General features: G+C 55.0%; 6 protein-coding genes. All 6 read left to right on the top strand.

Annotated features, from left to right (window positions below; genetic code table 11):
- Positions 1 to 207 precede the first annotated feature (207 nt).
- The 6 genes from ACTO17_RS19525 to ACTO17_RS19500 all read left to right on the top strand — a co-directional run bounded on the left by ACTO17_RS19525 (position 208) and on the right by ACTO17_RS19500 (position 4,710).
- A complete protein-coding gene (locus ACTO17_RS19525) occupies positions 208 to 732 on the top strand; it encodes a DUF5720 family protein (protein ID WP_482559098.1) in 525 nt (174 codons plus the stop codon).
- A 29-nt stretch (positions 733 to 761) separates the two neighbouring features.
- Positions 762 to 1,634 (top strand): DUF6017 domain-containing protein, encoded by an 873-nt coding sequence (locus ACTO17_RS19520; protein WP_482559097.1) that lies wholly within the window; start codon positions 762 to 764, stop codon positions 1,632 to 1,634.
- A gap of 72 nt (positions 1,635 to 1,706) precedes the next feature.
- On the top strand, positions 1,707 to 2,690 hold the full coding sequence (locus ACTO17_RS19515) for a DUF3991 domain-containing protein (RefSeq protein ID WP_482559096.1): 984 nt from the start codon (positions 1,707 to 1,709) through the stop codon (positions 2,688 to 2,690).
- A gap of 17 nt (positions 2,691 to 2,707) precedes the next feature.
- Positions 2,708 to 2,992: a helix-turn-helix domain-containing protein gene (locus ACTO17_RS19510; RefSeq protein ID WP_482559095.1), complete on the top strand. Its 285-nt coding sequence runs from the start codon at positions 2,708 to 2,710 to the stop codon at positions 2,990 to 2,992.
- On the top strand, positions 2,993 to 3,784 hold the full coding sequence (locus ACTO17_RS19505; protein ID WP_482559094.1) for a DUF6674 family protein: 792 nt from the start codon (positions 2,993 to 2,995) through the stop codon (positions 3,782 to 3,784). It abuts the gene before it with no gap.
- A gap of 29 nt (positions 3,785 to 3,813) precedes the next feature.
- Positions 3,814 to 4,710, top strand: coding sequence for a hypothetical protein (locus ACTO17_RS19500; protein WP_482559093.1), 897 nt, complete (start codon positions 3,814 to 3,816; stop codon positions 4,708 to 4,710).
- Positions 4,711 to 4,780 lie beyond the last annotated feature (70 nt).

Raw genomic sequence — 4,780 nt, 5'->3', positions numbered from 1 at the left:
TGAGCGTTTGCCGTCATTTATTCAATTCCTTTTCCAAGTTGAAATCTGACGAGAAAAATATCGAAAAAAGGAGGCTGTTTCATTAACGACAAAATTTAATAGCGCCAGCGGTCCGGTGTATTGCCTGGCCGCTGATTGCCGTGGGCGTTTCACTTTTATAGGTGGGCGCCCTTTTTTGTACCCATTTTCAGGAGAAAGGAGATTCACATGGAACTGAACGAAATGGAAAAGCGCCTGATCTTCCAGACGGAAGGCTATGGGAAATCAGATGTCACTTATGAGCTGCGCATGTGCCTCCCCTATATACCGGACCCGGTAAAGAGGAAAACGGCGGCGGAGCTTGTGCGAAAGCTGGACGCCATGCCGGAAAAAGACTGCCTGGCGCTCATTCAGGATATTCGGGAAAGCTACCGGGTTCCGGCAGGCCCTAAGACGATGGGGGAACTGCTGGCGGAGGCCAGGCAGAAATCCGGCGCGGAAAAATTGAAGGGGCATGACATCATGGCGCTGGAACGCTTCGACCCGGAAGTAAAGCACATGATCGTCTTTGACGTGCTTTCAGGTAATGCCCCTGTCGGGGATAAAGGCGACAGGATGCGGCTGTTCCTCACGGATGCCGGCTACCAGAAATTCATAGACAGTCAGGAACGGGGCGAAGTCAAATTGAAAAACCATGCGAAGGTTGCGCCGGGCGGCCATCTGCACTATGACCGCAGGGACCGCGCCTTGTAGCCCGGAGGAAAAGGAAGGAGGTTTTTGTTATGGCTGTATTCCGGGTAGAAAAAACAAAGGACTTCACGATTATGTGCAACCACCACCTGCGCAATACGGAACTGTCCTTAAAGGCAAAGGGGCTTCTCTCGCTCATGCTGTCGCTGCCGGAAGATTGGGACTATACCACAAAGGGGCTCGCCCATATCTGTAAGGACGGCGTGGATTCAATCACCACCGCCCTGAAAGAGCTGGAGCGGCACGGGTATCTCACCAGGCAGCGCCTCCGCTATGGGAACGGGCAGCTCGGAGATATTGAATATACCATCCATGAAAAGCCTGTAAACGCTGAAAAACAGGCATTTTCACCTAAACGGGAAAATCCAAGACAGGGAAATCCAGGACAGGCAAAACCTGAACAGGGGGAACCTGGACAGGGAAATCCCGCACAATTAAATACTAATCCATTAAAAACTAAAAAATCAAAAACGGATATATCAAGGACCCATCCATCAATCTATCCGTCAGGGCCGGAGGCGGCAGGCCGTTCGGATGGGATGGATCGGATAGAGCTGGTAGACGCTTACCGTGAAATCCTGAAAGAAAATATTGAGTATGGCTGTATGGTTTCCCGGTATGGGAAAGAACGCGTAGACGAGACGGTGGAGCTTATGCTTGAAGTAGTTTTATCCAAGCGCCCATATATCCGTATCGCCGGGGATGATTTTCCCAGGGAGGTGGTAAAGGGCCGCTTCCTGAAAATCAATTCCGGTCATCTGGAGTATGTCTTTGACTGTATTGACCGGAACACTACCAAAGTCGGGAACATCAAGGCATACCTGCTGGCGGCGCTGTATAATGCCCCGGCAACAATGGACAGCTATTACCGTGCAGAGGTCAACTATGACCTGTACGGCTGTTAGGCGCCTTCCGGCGTCTTTTTTCATCACAGAAAGGAGGCGGGGCACGATGAAAAGAATTTCTGTGCCGGTGTCATGCCCGGCGTAACAAAGGAGCAGATTCAGGCGGCGCGTGAGGCGGACCTGTTTGCCTACCTGCAGTTCCATGAGCCTGGGGTTCTGAAACGGGACGGACCCAATTACCGCCACAAGGAACATGACAGCCTGGTCTATGTGACCGGGAAAAGGTATTGGTACTGGAACAGCCGGGGCCGGAGTATCAACGCCCTGGATTACCTGATCCAGATACGGGGCTACGGGCTGGTGGATGCGGTCCATACGCTGGCAGGCGGGGAAATCCGGCAGATGCCGGCTTATCGGAGCACAGCAGCGACAAGGTGTGTGCATAAGGGGCCGGAGAAGAAAGCATTTTCCCTCCCCTGGGCCAGACGGTGCGCTGCTTCTGCCGTTTCTTATCTGCAGCGGCGCGGGATCAGTTCTGATGTGATCAGCAGATGTCTCCGGGAAGGGCTGTTCTATGAGGCGCGGTATCATGGCGAGCCGGTCTGCGTGTTTGTGGGAAAGGATGATGCGGGGAAAGCAAAGTTTGCCTGTATGCGGAGCATTGCCGGCAGCCTCAGGAAAGATGTCTACGGCAGCGACAAGGAATACAGCTTCTGCTATCCACCCAGGAATCCGGGCAGCCGGCATGTTGCGGTGTTTGAGGCGCCCATCGACGCCCTCTCCCACGCCGCGCTGCAGGAATTAAAAGGCTGGAAATGGGACGGCTACCGGCTGTCCCTGGGCGGCACTTCCCATGTGGCGCTGACCGCATTTCTGAAACGCCACCCGGAAATCCGGCGCGTCAGCCTCTACATGGACAACGACCTCGGCGGCCTTAAAAATGCCAGGAGGATCAGGGCAATGCTCCATGAAGATCAGCGGTTCCGGCATATCCGTGTGGGCGTCAACCCGCCCCGCATGGGAAAGGACTACAACGAAATGCTGCTCCATGTTACAACGCAGATGAAAGACCATCAACAGCAATGCCGCCGGAAACAGGCGGCTGTTTCAATTTGACAAGGAGGATTCCAAGAATGATGAATAAAGAGAACACGGCTTTACAGATGATCGCCGAAGCCGCCCGGTGCCCGGACTACGGTCCCGAAATGGTTAAGGCACTGATGAAAAAACTGGATATGAACGAGAAAGGCTTTGCGCTCCTGATGAATGTCGCCCCTTCCACGGTCCGGCTCTGGACCAGCGGAGCGGCGCAGCCCAGCGGCACGGCCAGACGGCTCATGCAGGTTTACGAGACCGGGCCGGAGATCGTCGGCAAGATTGCCGGAGGGCAGCCGCCGGCAGAGGGGAGAGATTCGTAAATGGCGGAGGAAAGGGCACATACGGATTCCGGCACGGGAACGCCGATTGCGGAAAATGAGCAGGTTAAGGCGCTGCTTGCGCTCTTAAAGGAAAATGATTCCCCCGCCTATGCGGACTTCGCAAAACTGATCGAATCTGTCACAGGGATGGAGGACCGCCTTTCCACAGCGGTCGGCGAGCTGGTAGCCATGCGGGAGGACCTACAGAAAATGCAGGACCGATCCCTGAAAGCCTCCTTGCAAAAGACCTGCAAGACGCTGGAGGGCAATATTGCCTCCATGCAGCAGAAATTATCAGAGCTAAAGGGAAAGATTGTTGAGGGCTGCAGGCATATCCTGGAGGATTTTAAGGAACGCGGTACGATTGCATTGAACGGGCTCGCCAATTTCCTGCACCTGAAACCGGCGTTAGAGGCGATCCGCCAGGGGGCGGAAAACCACCAGCAGGCCAGTAACCGGGCAATGGAGAGGATCGACGCTTTCGTTTCCGAGTACCATGAGGCAGGAAAACACCTAAAAAATATGCGCCTGGCGCTGATGGGAAAGGAACCGGTACAGCAGGCAAAGACCGGCGGGGAGATTGCCCGCTATGTCAAGGCCCCCTACCGTGCCAGCCGTGCCTGCATGGGAACCATAAAGAAGAACGCAGAAAAAGCAATAGCCGCGCTGGAAGGGCTGGAACAGCAGGCACAGCGCCGGCCTTCCGTTTTGGCGGCCATGCGGGAACAGGCGGTAAAGGCAGCGCCAATAAAGAACCAGCCGGCGCCTTCCCATGACAAAGGCAGCCGGTGATAAAAACAGAATGAAGGGAGGAAATCAAATTGAAACAGGAACCGCTTCCGCAGATTCACTTAGTCCGTGATACGGATTTAGGCATATTTGCCTATGAGCTCCATATCCTGGCCGGGGATTTCCTGCGGGAAAGTGAATTCAACCTGCGCTCACTGGCAGCCAACACCGGGCCGGATTCTATCGCTGTCATGGGAAAAAAACACATATGGCTTGCGGATGCCCTGTCTGCCTACTATCCCACAGGAGAGCTTTATCGGATGGCCGCCATGACGGAATACCCCGGCGCAAGGGCTTTCCTGTTCCACACGGAGCGTAAGGAGGGCGGACGGCTGTACGGGGATGTCCTGATGACGGACCTTGACACGCTGCGGCAGGACATAGAAAGGAATACCCTCTGCCCCTACGGCGTCAGCATGGAATACCGGGACGGCACGAAGGCGGAGGCAGGCATTGAAAAATGGGAATCAATGGAGCTGTGCGAAAAGGACGCCCTGAAAACTTGGCGCTACCTCTATGCGCCGGAGCAGGTGACGGAATGGCAGTACCGCTATTCTAACCGGTTCAGCCAATGGAAGGAGCAGTCATTTTCCTATATGCCCCAGGATTTGGAGGAACGGCTGAATGTGGAGTATATGGAGGCGGCGCAGAACCCGGATATGGATATGTACCGCATACCCCTGGGGACAGCGAAGCAGATGCTCCTTGACGGCGGTCCGGTCTACCGCCTTTTTCCCGGAGGGCCGGAAAAGCTACCGCCGATTGCGGCGGTCACGGGGCTCTGGTATGAGAATTACCGGGAGTTCGCTGTCAGGCCGGAGGATTTGGGGGCGGTGGACCGGCTGGTCCGCAGGGAGACGGACCGGATCATGGGAATACGCCCGCAGCATGATAAATCACAGGAACGCCGCCCTTCCCCGGAGCGGTGATTTTTTATGACAGACTGGAGGTGATAATGATTGGCGGATAACATGCAGCATGAAGATTTCGGGGAAAAGA

It is taken from the genome of Petralouisia sp. (assembly GCF_056822245.1).
The sequence above is the reverse complement of the archived record's forward strand: the minus strand, read 5'-3'. Positions and strand labels throughout refer to the sequence as shown.